The sequence below is a fragment of the Actinotignum stranguriae genome (assembly GCF_051265215.1).
In the GTDB taxonomy this organism is placed as follows: Bacteria; Actinomycetota; Actinomycetes; order Actinomycetales; family Actinomycetaceae; genus Actinotignum; species Actinotignum schaalii_C.
The window spans coordinates 26,408-43,684 of sequence record NZ_JBOZCJ010000019.1 but is presented as its reverse complement, the minus strand read 5'-3'; the positions used below and the strand labels follow the sequence as shown (position 1 = coordinate 43,684).

The window sequence follows — 17,277 nt, the reverse complement described above, 5'->3', positions numbered from 1 at the left end:
ATCGCCGCCAATGACCTGCGCATTGACGTGTACCGGTCCTCAGGGCCTGGCGCGCGGGCGGAGCGGCGCCTGGCCGGGTGCGGCGCCTCAGGGCTTCCTCCAGCCCGGCCACAACCTCCCCGGCCCGCAAGAGCACTGCGCTGGCCTGGCCATCCGCACCGCACACGATATTGCCGATGCGATGGATGCCGTAGCTGAGGTAGACATAAAGGTGGGCGGGTGGCCCGAACATAACGCGGGCGCGCGGGGTGGGCCCGGCGAAAGCATGCGAGGCAGGATCCTCCGCCCCGAGGTAGGCTTCCACCTCGGTCAGGCGCACCGCCACGGCGCCGTCGCCTACCACCGCGCCCAGCAGCAGCGGGGCCAGCTCATCGGCCGGCCGGCTCAGGTCCGCGATGCTCGCCGCGGCGGTGCTTGCCGCCGCGGTACGCGCCATATTCGCGTCCGTCATACCCCTCCCGCTGTTACGCCTACCGAGTCAGATGCTCGGGTGAGTGCCACGCGCCTCCTAGGCGTCGTCGCCCATACCCTCGAGGTTCGAGAGCGCTTCGCGGATCTGCGCGGCGCTGGCCCGTAGGGATTCCAGTTCCGCATCGGAGGGCTTCATATCGATCTGCCGGATCGCGCCGCGCGCCCCCACGATGGTGGGGACGGACATGCACACCCCGGAAATTCCGTTCCACCCGGTCATGAGGCGGGAGACGGAGAGCACCACGCGTTCGTCGCGCAGCACCGCCTGGATAATCCGGGAGGCCGCCAGCCCGATGGCGTAATTCGTGGAACCTTTCCCTTCGATCACTTCGTAGGCGGCGTTAATAACGCGGTCGGCGATACCGTCGAGGAGTTCATCGGTCACCGGGCCGGAACGCAGCTCCCATTCGCGGATCGGCACCGTGGAAATCGAGGCCATTGACCACATCGGAGTCTCGGAATCCCCGTGCTCACCGCACATATAAGCATGCACATTCGAGGTCGCTACGTGGAACTTCTGCGAAATAAGCTGGCGCAGTCGCGAAGAATCCAGCACGGTGCCGGTCCCGAAAACGCGTGCGGGCGGCAGCCCGGAGATTTTGAGGACGGCTTGGGTGACCACGTCCACAGGATTAGCGACGATGACGAAAATCGCGTTCGGGGAGAGCTCGACCAGCGGGGGAACGATGGAGCGCATCATCGCCACACTCGCCCCGGCCAGGTCCAAGCGGGACTGGCCTGGCCGCTGGCGTGCCCCGGCGGTAATCACGATGACATCGGAATCCGCGGTGGCCTCCACGTTATCGGTGCCCTCAATTTTGGCGGTGGGCATGAACTGGCCGCCGTGCATAAGATCGAGGGCTTCGGCATGCACCTTCTGTGCGTTGATATCTTGGAGAACAACATGCCGGGCGACGCCTTTGATGAGCATTGCGTAGGCGAGGGAAGTCCCCACCGCCCCGGCGCCAATAATAGAAACCTTTGAGCCTTCAGTGCGCTGGTCAATCATATTTCGTTATTTTACCCGCTACGGGTTGATCCGCACCGCCGTGCGCCCGTAACGCTGGCCGGCCAGCAGCTCGCGCCCAGCTGCGGGAACCTCCTCCAGGTCAATAACGTGGGTGAGGGAATCGAGCACGCTCGTGTCCACGTGTTCGGCCAGCAGTTCCCAGGCGCGCAGGCGCAGCTCGCGCGGGGCCCGCACCGAATCCACCCCGGCCAGGGTGATGCCCCGCAAAATAAAGGGCAGCACCGTGGTGGGGAGTGCGGTTCCACCGGCCAGGCCGCAGGCGGCCACCGTCCCGCCCCAGCGGGTTTGCGCCAGTAGATTCGCGAGCACCTGCCCGCCCACGGTATCCACACCGCCCGCGAAGCGGGCCTTCTGGAGGGGCCGCGCGGAAGGTTCCTCAAATTCCGAGCGCTCGAGCACCTCGGTAGCTCCGAGCCCGCGCAGGAAATCCCCGAAGCGCTCCGCCCGCCCGGTCAGCGCCACCGGCTCGTAGCCGAGCCGCGCGAGGAGATGGAGCGCGATACTGCCCACCCCGCCGCTCGCCCCGGTCACCGCAACGGGGCCGTCCTGCACCGCGTGCTCACTGAGCGCCAGCACGCACAGTGCCGCCGTATACCCGGCTGTTCCCAGGGCCGCCGCCTGCGCGGCGCTGAACACTTCTGGCACCGGCACGCAGGTATCCCCGGGCACCCGCAGTTGCGGGGTGTAGCCCCCGTGCCGGAATTCACCCAGGCCCGCCCCGTTCACACTCACTAGCTGCCCCGGGCGCACCGGGCTGTCCGGGCCGGCCTCCCGCACCGTCCCCACCGCGTCAATACCGGGAATAAGCGGGCTGATACGGGCCACACCCCGGTCGCCTTTCAGGCACAGCGCATCTTTGTAATTGAGGGAAGACCAGGAAATATCGAGGAGCACATCGCCTTCCCCGAAGGGGGCTGCATTCGCTCCACCGGCCTGAGTATCGAAAGTAAGCGTGGGCGCGGCTGCGTCGTCGCACCGCACAAAAATAGTAGCCATGCATTAAGCGTACCGGCGCGGCACGCAGCACGCTTTAACCGCTACTATCTGAAGTAGACCCGGCGCGTGAGCCGGGCACAAGGCACGGACAGGGCCGGATGATCACTCCACGCACTCGCAACGATTGAGCTTCCACCGCCCCTCTCCATGCGGAAAGGTGATTCATGATTAACGTTAAAGAGGTGGTGGATTCATTCACCTCCTGGCAAGAAGAGCTTTATATCCACCTGCATCAGCATCCCGAACTTTCCATGCAGGAAAAAGAAACGTGTGACACTATCGACGCGGAACTGACGCGCCTCGGATACGCAACGCAGCGGATCGGCGGCGGCGTCGTCGGTGTGCTGGAAAACGGGGAGGGACCCGCGGTGCTCTTCCGCGCCGATATTGACGGGCTCCCCGTCAAGGAAGCGACCGGGCTCGAGTACGCATCCACGCAGACGCGCACGGACGCGGACGGCAACGAAGTCCCGACCATGCACGCCTGCGGTCACGATTTCCATATTTCCTGCGCCTTGGGCGCAGCCCGTATTTTCGCGGAAAACCGCGAGGCCTGGGCCGGTACCTATATCGCGCTGTTCCAGCCCGGGGAAGAAACCGCGGCCGGGGCACGCTCCATGGTGGCCGACGGCCTGGTCGATAAGATCCCGGCACCGGATGTGGCTCTGGGGCAGCACGTGCTGGCCGGGCCGATGCGCGCCGGGCAGGTCGGCACCCACGCCGGGGCGATTCTCTCCACCGGCGCCTCCGTGAAAGTGACGCTGCACGGGAAAGGCTCGCACGGCTCCATGCCGCATCTGAGCATCGACCCGGTGGTGCTCGCCGCCGCCGTGGTGACCCGCCTGCAGAGCGTGGTGGCGCGCGAAATTAATCCCTTCAAGATGGCGGTGCTCACCGTGGGCTCCATCCACGCCGGAAGTAAATCAAATATTATTCCGGACACGGCCACCCTGCTTATTAATATTCGCGCCTACGATATGGACGTGCGCGAACAGCTCCTTGATGGCATTAAGCGCACCGTCACGGCCGAATGCGAAGCGGCCCGCGCCCCGCAGGCACCGGAATTTGAGATCTACGATTCCTACCCGCTTACTAATAACGACGACGCAACTACCGCCAAGGTCACCCAGGCATTCCTGGCACACTTCGGGGAAGAACGCGTGATGGACTGCGGCGAAGTATCGGCTTCCGAAGATTTCAGCGTGATCCCGGACGCCTTCGGGATTCCCTACACCTACTGGGGCTTCGGTGGTTTTGCGGAAGGCGCGCCCACCTACCCCAACCACAACCCCGCCTTCGGGCCGGTTCTCCAACCCACCCTCGCCACCGGGACTGAAGCCGCGGCCGTTGCCGCGCTCGCCTGGCTGGCGCGGGACTAGCGGGACTACATTTCCACGATGACAAAGGATAAAACTATGGCTACCACTCAAGGCGCGAAGGCGCCGGCCGGTACGGCGCAGGCTGGCACGGCGCCGGCCGCTAACCCGCCGCAAGATACCGGTTACCGCGGCACCGAAAAACTGCTGTGGGGCATCGTCCTCGCGGTTGTGACCTTCTGGCTCTTCGCCGGAACTGCCGCCACCGTGGCACCCAATATTATGGAGGACCTCGGCAGCGTGGACGCGGCCGGGATGAACCTCGCGGTTTCCATCACCGGCCTATTCTCCGGTCTCTTCATGGTGCTCATGGGCGGCCTGGCCGATAAAATCGGGCGCGTGCGCATCACCCTCCTCGGGATTGTGCTCAACGCGGCCGGCTCGCTGCTGCTCATTTTCGCCGCTGGGGGCGTGGCACTGCCGCTGCTGCTGACCGGGCGCGCGATCCAGGGCCTGGGCGCGGCCTGCATTATGCCGGCCTCGATGGCCCTCGTGAAGGCCTACTGGGACGGCCCGGCCCGCCAGCGCGCGGTGTCCATGTGGTCGATTGGTTCCTGGGGCGGCTCCGGCCTGGCCGCGATCTTCGGTGGCACCGTGGTGCAATTCGTGGGCTGGCGCGGAATCTTCATCGCCTCGATTATTATCTCCGTACTCGCCTTCCTCATGATCCTGGGCACCCCGGAAAACCGGGTGGAAAGCACCGGCCCGCGCAAGAGCTTCGACGCTATCGGCCTGGTGCTCTTCATCGCCGGCACCCTCGGGCTCATGATCGTGCTGCTCTACGGCTCGAAACTCGGCTGGGGCAGCGCGGCAACGCTTCTGCTCACCGCGCTCGCGGTGGTTTCTTACGCGCTCTTCTTCGGGTGGGAACGCAAGCAAGCGAACCCCTTCATTGATTTCGCGCTTTTCAAGAACACCACCTTCACGGGTGCCACGATCTCCAACTTCCTGGTGAACGGCACCATCGGCATGCTCATTATTAGCCAGCAGGTCATCCAGCTGGCCGGGCACAAGGCGGACGGTTCGCTCTACACCGCTTTCGACGCGGGCCTGCTTTCGCTGGGCTACGGCGTGTGCATTATCGCCTTCATCCGTATCGGTGAAAAGCTGCTCCAGCGTTTCGGGCCGCGCAAGCCGATGATCTGGGGCTGCCTCATCACCATCGTGGCCTGCGGGCTGCTCATGACCACGCACCTGCTTATCGGCCAGTACGTGCTCATGGCGGTAATCGCCTACTGCCTCTTCGGCCTGGGCTTGGCCTTCTACGCCACCCCGTCCACGGACGCGGCGCTCTCGAACCTGCCAGCTTCCCAGGCCGGTTCCGGTTCGGGTATCTACAAGATGGCCTCCTCGCTGGGTGGGGCGATCGGTACCGCGATTTCGCTGGCGGTCTTCTACGGGCTGCAGGGCGCCCCGGTGCCGGACGTGATCGCGATGTCCGGGCGTACGGATAACTCCTCGATTCGCCTGGCCGCGATGGTCGCCTTGGGTGTTTCTTTGGTGTTCTTGCTGCTCGCTATTGTTTCTATTACGACGACGGTGCCCAAGGGCGGGGGCTCTGCCACCGCGGGTGCTTCGGCTCCCAGCGCGGCTCCGGCCCCGCAGCTCGCCCCGGACGACGAGCGCCAGGAAATTATCGCGCGCCTGTCCGAGCTGCCGCTGCGCGATCTCCAGCGCCTGGAGCGCCAGCTGCTCGTGGACGAACTCTCCGGCTTGGATACCAAGGCATTGCAGGCCCTGGTGGAGAAGCAGAAGGCGTAGTTCTTCGCGCGGAGCGCTCGCCGTGCGGGTGCGCGGGCGGCGGGTATGACTGCCGCACGCGTAGGCATATTTACATAGGTGTGGGTGCGTATCGCAGGTTTCTGCGGTGCGCACCCACACCTCGTTAAAGCTGATGTGCTTTCGAAGCGGTCGGGCATCCGCCTACCGCTTGAGGTATCGCGGCCGGATGCCTCGGCAGTACAGTGCCGCGCATAATCCTGCCGCTACACACATGCCGGCAGCGATAAGCCACAACGAGGGGCTATTGCTCCGCGATTGCACTAGATTCCAGGTGCTCTCACGATCAGGCGCGAAAGCTGCGCTCAGGAACACTAGCACCAGGGGAAGCGCCCACATGAGGCGTGCACCGAAGAAGTAGGCACTCACGATTCCAAGTGCCAGCCACACAACGTGAAGGCGGAGCAGGCTGAGCCCGGTAGAGTCGTGAGTGAGTAGCACGAAAACTCCGGTTAATGCCGCAGTAGCGCTGGCGATTCCGCACCCTACCGTCAGCAACATACCCGCCGGAGCTTTGCCGTAGTAGTCCTTTTCCTCACGCGGGGCGATGATACTGAGGAGGGCCAAGGGTATGCAGAAGGTGAGCATACGGCCGAGCGGCGTTGTCCCACCTGAGACCCACGAATGGAAGGTGTGGTCTTCCCCGAGTAAATAGATAGCGATGAGCGCGGCGAGGGCGATACCGAATGCCTTCAAAGCCCGGTGAGCGTGAAGGTAGATGAGCCACGGGTGTGAGGGCATCGTGCTACCTCTCTAAATCAGCAACAGATGCTGCATACGTCGCCTGAGCCCAGGCGCGCTGTTCCGCCTCTGGTAGTGCAGTGATTGCTCGCGCGCGTTCCACTGTCGCGGAATCATGGCCGTCGGCAATAAAAGAACTATCTGTTTTATTCGGGGCGCCTCGCATCATGAGCCATAGGTCAAGATCATTACGTGCGGCATTCCCGGCATCACTGTTTGATCCTCCTTCATAACTCCGATTCGTGAGGGGGTATACCAGCGCAGTAACGAGCATGCTTTCGTCATCCATATCCGCGCTCGCAAAGTTTAAGGTTCGCCCGCTGTAGTGATTGCCGTTGAGCGCAAATTCTTCAAAGGTATCCGCAACTGGCATTCCTTCGGGGATAAGTGGCAGAATACGGTCGCTGATATTCGTGAATGTTCGCAAAGCGGGCTCGTGTTCTTTCCAGACGCACAGGAAAGGTTGAGACGTGGTGCATACCTGACCTCCGCCCCGGCGTTGGCTCGGCTCCGGGAAGAGCGCGCTGGTAGCGATGAGGGTAGCAGCAGCAATAAAAACAAATATCAAACTGCCCACACTTTGCTTTTTATGCCATCCCGTACGCCGCGGAAGGAAAAGTGCGGGGATGAAGGCTAGTGCTGTCACTGCAATAAGGGCGTAGAGCTGGGGGAGTGATACCTCCATATAGGGTTCTAGCACCGTATATTGTGTGGTGAACATGGCAATGCCCAGCATTACCCCGAAGCTTCCCACTGCGAGTACGGCGCTAGATGCATCTATTCGTCCGATCATATGGCCAATAAGTACCCCCAGGAATCCGAGGCATAGGTACCCGATGATCGGATGAATATTGACCGGCGCGAGCTCCTCGCGTGCCATGGCAGTTACCCCTAGGGCGGCGCCACTGAGCACCGCTCCCGTGAAGAGGATGGTGATGAGTCCCGGCATCAGCGCGCTGACGTTCTGCATGAGCACGCGACGCGGGGAATACGGCACCCACGTGGGAAGATCTACCGCACGGATTCGTTCGGAGTGAATTGCCTGCATCGCAGAAACCAGCGGCATCCCGAAAATAAAACCACAGAGAGCGTAATTTGCCGTGGCACTCGTATAGCCCACCCAGGAATCACGTAGGAGCCATAACGCTATCGTGCCGACTATCAGGGTGAGGAGCGCGCTGATGAGATGGGGGTGACGTTTGAGGTAGGGCCAGAAAATCATGACGTGCTCCCCTGTGGAGTTTCTCCGGCCAATACCGCCATAAAGCCCGCCTCCGCCAGGCTCATATCTCGCGTATCAGTGCCAGCGTGGCTACCAAGGTTTTCCAGTTCCGTCACCGTTCCCGAAAAACGGATAGTGCCCTGGTCGAAGACCAGAACAGTTTCGGCTACATGAACAATATCCTCAATGAGATGGGTGGAGATGATGACGGTATCCGCCAGGTGTGCGCCGAGGAGTTTTCGAAATTTTACGCGCTGTACCGGATCCAAGCCGGCCGTTGGTTCATCAAGAAGTAATATCTGCGGGTCGCCCACTTTGGCGGCGGCCAATCCGGCTCGTTGCAATTGCCCACCGGATAGACTTCCCATTTTCTTATTGGCGAGGTCGTCAATATCGAAATCACGGAGGTTCGTGCGCACCGAGGTATCAATATTTGAGCGCGCTACGCCGCGCACCCAGCCGATATACGAAGCGAATTCTGCAACGGTGAGCCTGGGATCAAATGTGATTTTCTGCGGCAGGTAGCCGATGCTTTGTCCCAGTTCGCGCCAGGTGAGTTTCTGGAGTGGTTTCCCGGAAATATAAACGCTACCGTCACGCGGGCGCAATTGGCCGGCCAGGGTACGTAGCAGGGTAGTTTTGCCGGCGCCATTTGGTCCCAACAAAGCAGTAACCCCGGAGGGGAACTCCGCGTCAAGTCCGCTAAAGACGGGATTCGACGCGGAGTACCCCTGGGTTAGCTTCCAAGTGGTAAGCATAGATTTTAACCTTGTTGTTGGATCGTGCCAGAAGAGATACCCCAGAAACAGGCCCCCCGAGAAACCTGGGATACCTTTGCACCTCTCGCGATATAGGCGTAGTCTCCCTGTCGTGTCGGTTGTGCAGTACACCGGGCGTGGGTCCGGTAGTTCCCGCTTACGGTTGCTCCTCCTGTTGCGACAGAATTAGCCCAGAAACCACCGGGATTCGAAGTATTAACTTGGAAAATGACGCCGTTGGTCGATCCTCCAAATTGGCCGGCAGACATTGACGCGTAGGCAGCTGTTGGTAGAGCTGCAAGTAAGGCTACGGCAGTAGTGCCTAGTATCTTTTTCATTATATTCTCCTTTGAATAACGTGAACTATCTGTTCACAACTTAATAATATTCCGTGATGTGGGTTACATACAAGGGCTTAGGTGTGTTTGTTATTTGAAATAAGTCGTTCTGAAGAGAAATTCACCATGAGATTTGTTTAGACTGAACGGGAGTCTGCTCTAAATCTGTGATGTCTTGAATGTTTTTGGGCAGGGAGTCCATTGACTTTTTGGACAAGGAGTCCAGTCACTTCCTTGACAACATGTCTACCCACTTTTTGGACAAAGCTGCCCGTGTCGACACGCAGTGTCAAGCGCACGTTAAATCTGCACGATTAGCGTAAGGAAGGCCGCATAGCCTTCTGGCCCCGCAGGCGAGCTTGCCAGCCCGAGCAAGGCTCCAGTCACGCGATCCGGCGCGCACCCTCCAAGCGTGCTATATGGCTATGAGTGCTACGACGCTACGTTGAGGGGCCTCGGATGCGATTCCCCGCCGATACTTTTCGTCAAACGCCGCTACGCGGACTTGGGAATGGTGGAGGGTTGTGAGTACGCCCCGCCCAGCACGGGCCAATTCGGGTAGACGGGGCCGGCTAGAAATTGTCAAACAAGGGCATGGATTCCCTGTCCAAAAAGTAGCGAGAGTCCGTGTCAAAGAAGTATATGGACATAACAATTCTGTTCTAGGGGCGAGCTAGTTGTGCCGCGTTAGCCGCGCATACTCCGCATCGCTCACCGGCTCAAGCCACTCGTTGGAGGTATCCGTCCCGGGAACTTCCACAGCGAGGTGGGAGAACCAGCTATCGGGCGCGGCCCCGTGCCAGTGTTTGGTGCCCGCCGGAACGTTGATCACATCCCCGGGCAGCATTTCTTCCACCGGCTGGCCCCAAGCCTGATGGAATCCGCGGCCGGCCACGCAGATAAGAATCTGGCCGCCGCCGCTGGAGGCGTGGTGAATATGCCAGTTATTGCGGCAGCCCGGCTCGAACGTCACGTTGTACATGGGAACCTGGCTGGTGGAGACCGGCGCGAGGTAGCTCTGCCCGATGAAATACTGAGCAAAACCGTCATTGGGGGCACCGATGGGGAAGAGGCACTCGCGCGCGTGGCGTTCCTTGGCGCTCAGTGCATCCGTGTCAGCATTGGAGCCAGCGCTACCATCCGCACCCGTAATCTCGGCATCAAGACTCCACACATCCTTCGTCAGATTGAAAACCGCCCAGGCCTTCGGCCAACCCACGTACATGGCCGCATGCGTGATAATCGCGGCGATTTCCTCCCGGGTCACTCCGTGATTCTTCGCGTTCTCCAGGTGATACCGCAGCGAAGAATCCGTGATCCCGGAGGCCATCAGCGCCACCACCGTGACCACGCACTTCGTTTTGAGAGACAGCGCGGGCTGATTCCACACCCGCCCAAAAAGAACATCGTCATTGAGCTCGGCAAAAAGCGGGGCGAAATTCCCCAGCTGGTCACGGCCCGCGGTTTGGGTAATCTTCTCACTCACCTGAGATCATCTCCTTCATGTATGGCCGACGCCTTTGCCCAGCCAAAAACAGACTACACCCCGGCGCAGCCGTTCTCGGGTGCGCCGGGGTGTAGGGGCGGGCCTTAGTGGCCCGGTCCGTTCATAGGTGCGTTACTTGCGCCGGTGGCGTTCCAGGGCGACGCCGCCGCCCAGGCACAGGGCACACAAAGTGATCACGCCCATGATCTTCGCCAGGGTGCTCAGCTTAATGCTCCGATCCCAGCCACTTACTGAAGCATCCGCATTTGCACCGGCGGTCGCCTGGTTGCCCTGGCCTGCTGCGCCATTCGGCATGCCAACGAAGGCGGAGCCGGAGGGTGTGCCGGCACCGGGCGTGGCACTCGCCGACGGAGTGGCGGAGGGTGCAGCCGCTTTCCCGGCCGCCGGCCCACCGGCCTTCGCGGGTGCGGGGGAGATGGGGCGCGGTGCCCCGCCGCCACCGGTCTGCGGTGCGCCAACCACCCGGTTACCCGTGAGGGTGGCGCCGCCACCGGGGCCGAGCGGTGCGGTGCCGCTCGGTGGCAGCACCTTCGCCCCGGGATTCTCCGGAAGCGGAGCAGGCGCGGGCGGCACGCCCGGAGTTAGCGGCTTATTCCCGGGATTATTTCCAATGCCGGGTATACCCGGCTGTGGATTTGGTTTTGCTGTGCTATTTCCCTCCGGGGTTTCGGGTGTGGCCGAAGGTTGCGGTGCGGGAGTGGTGCCCGGCGTGGGCGCACCACCCGGATTGACGGTGCCGCCTGGGTTGCCGCCAGGGTTACCTCCGGGCTTTCCGCCAGGATTCGGCGCACCACCGGGATTCCCACCCGGATTGGGCTTCCCGTCCGGATGTGGATCCGCGGAGGGCTGATCCGCACCGCCCGGTTCGGGAGCGGCAGGATCGCCGGGGATGCTCACGGTGCCCTGCTCGTAACCGGCGATCGCCTCATCCCCGACCAAGAACACCAGGCGGCCCGCCCGATTGGCCCCGCCCGCGCCGGAAACTTCCGGCGCGGCTGCGGCGTCGTCGTACCACACCCGCAGCACGTACACGCCTGGCTGCGTGAAGGCCCAACCGGCGTGCTGGTGCGTGGGATCGGGCAGGTCAAGGGCGGTGCGCGAGGCGTCGAAGAGCCGATCCACGTTCCCGAAACCGCTCAGCGCGTAGGCGTGATACTGCGCGCCCGCCGGAATCGACTCCGGCTCCACGTGGAAACGCGTGGGTTTGCGGTAGCTCTCCGTGGACCACCCGGGCCAAATATGCGAACGATCCCAGTTCTGGGGCAGCTGGTAGAGCCGCTCGCCCTCCGCACCGAGGAAATCAAAAGCCGCGCCCTTCGCCCGCGGCGACTTCGCCGAATCGGGCACCGCCAGCGCCACCGTGCTCACATCGCGCTGCACCGAGGTGGTGGCGTGCTCGAGGGTATCGTCCTTGAGGGTGACGCCCGGGCCACCCTCGCCCGGCACCGCCTGCAGGTCCACGTGGCCGCGGCGCAAAATGGTGCGCGACGGGGCGGGCTTCGGTGCGGGAGCTGGTGCGGGAGCGCTAGGCGAAATAGAAGGCGTGGGCGCCGGCACGGGCGGATTCGGCGCAGGATTGGGGCCAGGATTGGGGCTAGGATTCGGGCCGGGCTCCGGCCCTGGCTTCGGTGCCGGCTCAGGCTGCGGCCCGGGGGCCGGCTGCGTGCCGGTACCAATCGCGGGAGCCGCGGCGAGCCGGCCGGAATAGCTTTGCGGGGCGCTCAAATCCATGGTGCCGAAGCGCACGTCGGCGGCCGCGCTCATATTCACTTCCGGATGCGGGTCAATGCTGAGCTTGAGATGGTAGCCCTCGCACCAGGAATCGCCCTGGGTCACGGAGGCCACGCCGCGCGAATCCGTCACCATATTCACTTCGCAATCCGGGTACTTATCCTCCGCTTTCGCGTAGTAGCCGCCGTGCACGTACGCGCGCACCTTCGGATCCGTGAAAGCAACCGAGGTGGTCACGTTTCCGGCAGCCGTCTTTTCCGTGCGTACCGTGTAGTCGAAGGACGACGGCGTATACTCCCCGCCCGCCATGGCCGGCGCCGGATCCTGCGAATGGGGCTCGGGCAGCTGAGCGGCGCTCTCCGAGGTGCCGGCCTCCGCATCGCCAAAGGTGTAGGAGACCGGGGCTGAAACCCAGCGCGCGCCAGTTGCGGTATTAGCTGCGGCGGTGCGCGTAGTGGAAGGAGTATCGCTATTCCCGGCAGGAGTGCCACCTCCCGCGGCCGGGATAAATACCGCCTGGAAATTCGAAGCACCCGAGCCGATCATCTCCGCCCAGCGCGCCTTCCCCTTCTCCACCGGCACCTCGGCCAGGAAGTAACCATCCAGGAAGAACTGCACCTTCCCCGCAACCGTTTCCGAACCGGCATCGAAACGCAGCTCGGTGAGCTGGTCATCCGCGTCATGCTCGCGGCCCGCATACGGGGCGAGGGAGAAACGGTAGCCGGACGTATCCCCGGTGGGGGCGGCGTTGAACGCGGTAGCCAGATCGGGGCCCGCATCCTTGGCCGGGCGGGTACCACCCACCTGCCACACAAACGGAATCTCCTGCGAAGCAATAATCTTGCCATCCACCCCGCGCGCGATGGCGCGGTAGGTCAGGGTGTAGCGCCCCGGCTTGGTAAAAGCGGTCTCGTTATGGGTGTGGCTGCCGGGCACCAGGTAGGAGACCCGCCGCCCCCTCTCGTGACTGGAGAACAGCGGGAGGTAAAGATCCATATTGGTCATGAAGGCTTCCATGCGCCCCGGGCCGTCGAACTTGGTCAGCTCGAGGGCAAAGGTGCCGTTGCGGAATTGCTCCACGGGAATAGCGGCATCCGCACCGAAACCGGCCCAGATGGGGAAGGGACCGCTGGGCATACCCGGCGCGGAATACCAGCGTTCGGCCACCTTGCGCAGATGCCCGTAAGCCTCGTTATCCGGGGGCAGGAAAATGTACTGCTGCCCGCCCTGATTCGAGCCGGAGCGCGCGTAGCCGCGCCCCACCCAATTGACGGTCTTCTCCAGCGGATACAGCTCGTCATAGGCTTCGTTTTTCAGCACGAACGTACCGTTTTCCCAAAAAACCTTGGGGGCGTCAACGTGCGCCGTCGTTGTGACAATCTTTCCGTCATCCGGGGCGGCCGCGGCGGCCGGAGCTATCCCGGCGGTGAGTGCGGCGGCGGCCAGGGCCGCGAGGAGGCGTCGTGCCATTCTGTCTCTTTCCGTTTCGGTGTGCGGCAGTCCGGGTGAGAGACAACCACATCACCCCTTATTGATAATCATTATTGTTATCAAATAGGCTAGGTGGCGCAAGTACCGCAAGGAAAGGAAAGTCATGACAGCACTCACACGGCGTGCTGCGGCGGGGCTGGCGGGCGCCATGGCGGCGCTCCTGGCCGGGTGGGGAGCATTCCTTCCTGCCGCCCAGGCCGCACCGGCGCCGGCAGCGCCCGCGGGGGCGGGGGCCGGGCAGCCCACCGTTCTCACCTCCGGGCATATGGACCTCTTCAATATCACCGCCGGGGCGGATGGCACCATCTCCCTCAATCTCAAGGAAGATGCCACCGGTACCGGGGTGGAGCGCGCCCCCGAAGAAACCGTGATCGGGGTAGTGGAGCGAACGTTCATTAGCAAATCTGCCGAGGTTCCGCAGCTGGGTACGCCCGGCTTTTTGCTCGACCAGGTGCAGCAGCCCGGAATTGTATGGCCCGGCTGGGATTCCGGTGCGGCACGCCAGCTCGGCGGCACCGCGGCGCGTTTCGTAGTGGAGCAGCTCGAAGGTCCCGGCAAGGTCTTCCTGTGGGAAACGAATTTCGCTACCCTCAACCCGATTCTGCGCGACGCCGGCGGCGCCCCGAGCTTCCAGATGGGGCCGGGTAGCGTGATCGCCCAGCCTGAACCCGCGCACCAGCACGCCAATTGGCTCTTCTCCGCGCCCGGCACCTACCGCATGACGGTCCGCGCCGAAGTGGATACTCCCGCCGGCACCCTCACCGCGCCCGCCCGCACCTACACCTGGGCGGTGGGCGACGCGGCGATTGCGGCCGCGCAGGGTCACGATAACGATGGCTCCGGTAGTGGTTCCGGTAGTGGTTCCGGTAGTGGTTCCGGTAGTGGGAACGACGGCGCCGCTGGCGTGCCGGGCGATTCATCTACTCCGGGCGGCGGAACCACCTCGGGAGCTGACAATGGGGGAAGTGGCGCGAACGGTGCCAATGGTGCCAACGGCGGGAACGGCGCTAACGGCGGGGCCAACGGCGTGCCCGGCACCCCGGCGCCGAACGGCGGCGCTACGCAGGCACCCTCGGCTCAAGCGCCTCAAGCTCCGGCCGGCCAAGCCCCGCAAGCGCCCGCCGCGCCGGTGTGCATCCCCACCCCGGTGGAGCGCGCCGCCAGCGGCGGCGCCAGCGGTTCGCATACAATCCCGGCCAATACCCACGTGCACCCCAATTGGGTCTTCACCCAGCCGGGCACCTACACGGTGGGCCTGGCTCTCAACGCCACCGCAACGGACGGCACCCGCCTGTCCAGCACCACCACCCTCACCTTCAACGTCGGGGGAAGTGGCACCGCCAATAGCGGCCATTACGACCTGGGCGCGGTGGTGGACGGCGGCCAGCTGCGCGCCGCCGTCAAGGACGATAATTCCGGGCAGTGGGTTGACCCGGCTTCCCTGAGCTTCGGGCTGGGGGAGGCCGCGGCCACCACCGCCCCGGCCGGCATCGATTTCGTGGCGAGCGCCGGCGAGCGCATCTACATGATTTCCTCCAGCCAGGTCTCCGGTGTGCCGTGGCTCGGCGCGAATACCCAGCATCCCAGCTTCCGCGAAGCGACCACCGGCGAGCTCACCCTGAGTGTCACCAGCGTGTCCGGCCCCGGCAAGATGGCTGTATTCGAATCGGGTACCTTCGGGCAGCTGGTGGGCCAGCAGTGGTTCGGTTCGAGCGGCGGCGGCACCGAAACGGTGTGGGAAGGCCGCACCGCGGATGGCCAACCTTGCGAACTTTCCGCCGAGCAAATCGCCCAGCTGGAACGCGAAGGCAAGAAGCTCGGCAATAACCTCGCCCATTCCGGCTCCGAGGTTATCGACCCGCTCTCGGTCACCCTGGCCCTCCTCTGCGTGGGTGGGGTGGTGCTGTACACCCGCAAGCGGGCCTAGCCTATGATGGTGGCAGCGTCCGCTTCGGCGCCTGTGGCGGCGGCCGGGCGCGGCACACCCAGTCAATACACGAGTGAAAAGCGCGGGATACTTATGAAGATTTCAATTCTGGTGGGTAGTTTGCGGCGCGGTTCCTACGCGCGCAAAATCGCGAGCGAAGTGGCCGGCTATTTCCCCGAAGGGTACCAGGTGGAGATTGTGGAGATCGGTCACCTGCCGCTTTACAATTTCGATTACGACGACGCAGCTGTGACGGACGTACCCCTGCCCGAAAGCTACACCAGCTTCCGGGAAACCATTAAGGCCAGCGATGGCATCCTCTTCGTCACGCCGGAAAATAACCGCACCGTGCCGGCTTGCCTGAAGAACGCCGTGGACATCGGCTCCAAGCCCAATAGCGATGTGGCCTGGAAGAACAAGCCGGCCGGCATTATCAGCCATTCGGTGGGGCGCATGGGCGGCTACAGCTCGCAGAAGAACCTGCGCCTGGCGCTTTCCTACTTCGATATGCCCATGCCCGGGCAGCCCGAAGTGTTCCTGGGCCGTTCCCCGGAACTCTTCGATGAGTCCGGCAAGCTGAAGGCCGATACCGCGGACTTCGTGCGCGGCTATATTGACCGCTTCGTGGCCCTGGTCGAGAAGAAGTAAATCTCGCTCATCGCGTAGCGCACCCCCGAGTTGGCTCCGGCCGGCTCGGGGGTGTTTTTTCGTGGCCAGAACGCTGGTGGGAAAGGTGCGGCGTCGTCGTTATGACGTACACCACTGCGGCGAGCCTTAAGTCCTAGGTGCCCACAATGCGACACTATATCTAGTGGTCTAAATTGAAGTGACCACAATATCTAGTGTTTTGATGAAAATTGGAGAAGTCATGAGCGCACCTGATGGACGGCATTACACCCTGCGTTCCTTTATGCCGCCGCAGTACATCCAGCATCCCGAGGGGCCCTTCCGGCCGATCAACTGGAATTACGTCCCGGAGGAGAAGGATTTGGAGGTGTGGCGCCGGCTCACCGCGAATTTCTGGTTGCCGGAAAAGGTGCCGCTCTCCAATGACCTGCCTTCCTGGCAGCGCATGAGCGAGGTGGAGCAGACCCTCGTGATGCGGGTCTTCACCGGCCTGACCCTGCTGGATACCGTGCAGGCCAGCATCGGTGAAATTAGCCAGATCCAGGACGCGCACACCGAACACGAGCAGGCCGTCTACGCCAATATCGCCTTCATGCAGGCGGTGCACGCGCGCTCGTATTCCTCGATTTTCTCCACCCTGGCCTCGAGCGCCCAGATCGAGGAAGCCTACACCTGGGCGGTGGATAATCCGCTACTCCAGCAGCGAGCCAAGGCGGTGCTGGAACACTACGTGGGCGATGACCCCCTCAAGCGCAAGGTCTCCTCCACCCTGCTCTCCTCGCTGCTGCTCTACGCCGGGTTCTTCCTGCCCCTCTACCTGTCCTGCCGCGGCAAGCTCATGAATACCGCGGATCTTATTCGCCTCATCCTGCGCGATAAGGCGGTGCACGGGTACTACTCCGGGTACAAGTACCAGCGCGGCCTGGAAGAATGCGGCGAGGCGCGGCGCGCGGAAATGGAAGAATTCACCTACGGGTTGCTCGAAAAGCTCTACCAGATGGAACTCGAGTACTCCGGTGAACTTTACGAGCCCGTGGGTTTGATGGACGACGTCGCAATTTTCGTCCGCTATAACGCCAATAAGGCGCTCATGAACCTTGGCTACCAGGCACGCTTCAGCGGTGAAGAAACGCGGGTGAGCCCGGAGATCCTTACCGCGCTTTCCCCGGCAGCCGATGAAAACCATGATTTCTTCTCCGGTTCGGGCTCCTCCTACATTATTGGGGAATCGGAAGATACCACCGACGACGATTGGGATTTCTAAAGTAGCCCGAAGCTGAGTA

General features: G+C 62.8%; 13 protein-coding genes. 5 read left to right on the top strand and 8 right to left on the bottom strand.

Annotated features, from left to right (window positions below; translation table 11 throughout):
• From ACRQEG_RS07210 to ACRQEG_RS07200, 3 genes are all read right to left on the bottom strand, one after another.
• Positions 1-451 (bottom strand): DNA-3-methyladenine glycosylase (locus ACRQEG_RS07210; protein ID WP_435733828.1); only part of this gene is annotated, 451 nt, incomplete at its 3' end.
• A 57-nt stretch (positions 452-508) separates the two neighbouring features.
• Positions 509-1,480 carry an L-lactate dehydrogenase gene (locus ACRQEG_RS07205; protein WP_016441921.1) on the bottom strand — a complete coding sequence of 324 codons (972 nt, stop codon included), beginning with the start codon at positions 1,478-1,480 and terminating at the stop codon, positions 509-511.
• Positions 1,481-1,498: 18 nt separating this feature from the next.
• On the bottom strand, positions 1,499-2,497 hold the full coding sequence (locus ACRQEG_RS07200; RefSeq protein ID WP_320758251.1) for an MDR family oxidoreductase: 999 nt from the start codon (positions 2,495-2,497) through the stop codon (positions 1,499-1,501).
• Positions 2,498-2,661: 164 nt separating this feature from the next.
• Between ACRQEG_RS07200 and ACRQEG_RS07195 the strand changes: the two genes are divergently transcribed.
• Together ACRQEG_RS07195 and ACRQEG_RS07190 are read left to right on the top strand one after the other, a co-directional pair.
• Positions 2,662-3,876 carry an amidohydrolase gene (locus tag ACRQEG_RS07195; RefSeq protein ID WP_320758252.1) on the top strand — a complete coding sequence of 405 codons (1,215 nt, stop codon included), beginning with the start codon at positions 2,662-2,664 and terminating at the stop codon, positions 3,874-3,876.
• Between the two features lie 36 nt (positions 3,877-3,912).
• A complete protein-coding gene (locus ACRQEG_RS07190; RefSeq protein WP_320758253.1) occupies positions 3,913-5,634 on the top strand; it encodes an MFS transporter in 1,722 nt (573 codons plus the stop codon).
• A gap of 162 nt (positions 5,635-5,796) precedes the next feature.
• Here ACRQEG_RS07190 and ACRQEG_RS07185 read toward each other — a convergent pair whose 3' ends face one another.
• From ACRQEG_RS07185 to ACRQEG_RS07165, 5 genes are all read right to left on the bottom strand, one after another.
• Positions 5,797-6,393, bottom strand: coding sequence for a hypothetical protein (locus ACRQEG_RS07185; protein ID WP_320758254.1), 597 nt, complete (start codon positions 6,391-6,393; stop codon positions 5,797-5,799).
• Between the two features lie 4 nt (positions 6,394-6,397).
• The gene (locus ACRQEG_RS07180) at positions 6,398-7,615 is read right to left on the bottom strand and encodes a DUF7224 domain-containing protein (RefSeq protein WP_320758255.1); all 1,218 of its coding nucleotides are present in this window, start codon (positions 7,613-7,615) and stop codon (positions 6,398-6,400) included.
• Positions 7,612-8,373 carry an ATP-binding cassette domain-containing protein gene (locus tag ACRQEG_RS07175; RefSeq protein WP_320758256.1) on the bottom strand — a complete coding sequence of 254 codons (762 nt, stop codon included), beginning with the start codon at positions 8,371-8,373 and terminating at the stop codon, positions 7,612-7,614. Before ACRQEG_RS07175 ends, ACRQEG_RS07180 begins: the two co-directional genes overlap by 4 nt.
• Before the next feature lie 1,011 nt (positions 8,374-9,384).
• The gene (locus ACRQEG_RS07170; protein ID WP_320758257.1) at positions 9,385-10,197 is read right to left on the bottom strand and encodes a carboxymuconolactone decarboxylase family protein; all 813 of its coding nucleotides are present in this window, start codon (positions 10,195-10,197) and stop codon (positions 9,385-9,387) included.
• Positions 10,198-10,329: 132 nt separating this feature from the next.
• Positions 10,330-13,419 (bottom strand): choice-of-anchor M domain-containing protein, encoded by a 3,090-nt coding sequence (locus tag ACRQEG_RS07165; RefSeq protein WP_394533039.1) that lies wholly within the window; start codon positions 13,417-13,419, stop codon positions 10,330-10,332.
• 124 nt (positions 13,420-13,543) lie between these two features.
• On the opposite strand from ACRQEG_RS07165, the gene ACRQEG_RS07160 reads away from it, so the two are divergent.
• The 3 genes from ACRQEG_RS07160 to nrdF all read left to right on the top strand — a co-directional run bounded on the left by ACRQEG_RS07160 (position 13,544) and on the right by nrdF (position 17,258).
• Positions 13,544-15,367: a choice-of-anchor M domain-containing protein gene (locus tag ACRQEG_RS07160; RefSeq protein ID WP_101595650.1), complete on the top strand. Its 1,824-nt coding sequence runs from the start codon at positions 13,544-13,546 to the stop codon at positions 15,365-15,367.
• A 93-nt stretch (positions 15,368-15,460) separates the two neighbouring features.
• Positions 15,461-16,015, top strand: coding sequence for an NADPH-dependent FMN reductase (locus tag ACRQEG_RS07155; protein WP_200807162.1), 555 nt, complete (start codon positions 15,461-15,463; stop codon positions 16,013-16,015).
• 202 nt (positions 16,016-16,217) lie between these two features.
• Positions 16,218-17,258: a class 1b ribonucleoside-diphosphate reductase subunit beta gene (gene nrdF / locus ACRQEG_RS07150; RefSeq protein WP_268760135.1), complete on the top strand. Its 1,041-nt coding sequence runs from the start codon at positions 16,218-16,220 to the stop codon at positions 17,256-17,258.
• Positions 17,259-17,277: the final 19 nt, after the last annotated feature.